At 26.2% G+C, this 435-nt stretch carries 1 pseudogene; it reads right to left on the reverse strand.

What is annotated here, in order from left to right:
* Positions 1 to 108: 108 nt before the first annotated feature.
* Positions 109 to 435, reverse strand: a pseudogene (locus CQA75_RS09325) (hypothetical protein); the annotation flags it as partial.

Consider the following 435-nt stretch of genomic DNA (forward strand, 5'->3'; position numbering starts at 1 on the left):
CTAAACCAATAGCTTCTATCATTTAAACTCCTGTATCATAAAGTGTATTATAAGCTTTATCTTTGAAATCAAGCTTAGCAATGAAATCTTTACTATAAAGTTTAAAGTCTAATAAATATTTCCATCATTTATATAATTAAAAAACATTAATATAATAAAAGTTAAAATAGATGTACCAAATACAAACCCTATCAACCAACTTATTTTTTTACGTTTTACTCCTGTGCTATAGCATTTAAAAAGATAAGCTTGCAATAAACAAAGGACTATAAAAGGTACTGAAAGTGTCGAAATTAAAATCCAACTATATAAAGTTTCTATATAAATATATGCACGATACTCATCTGGCAAAAGTTTCTTAACTTCTGGAGGATCCATAAGTACAAAACGATCTACATTATCAACACCATAAGTTACATAAAATCCTATGATGAT

The sequence above is a fragment of the Campylobacter taeniopygiae genome, from assembly GCF_005406225.1.
Lineage (GTDB): Bacteria > Campylobacterota > Campylobacteria > Campylobacterales > Campylobacteraceae > Campylobacter_D > Campylobacter_D taeniopygiae.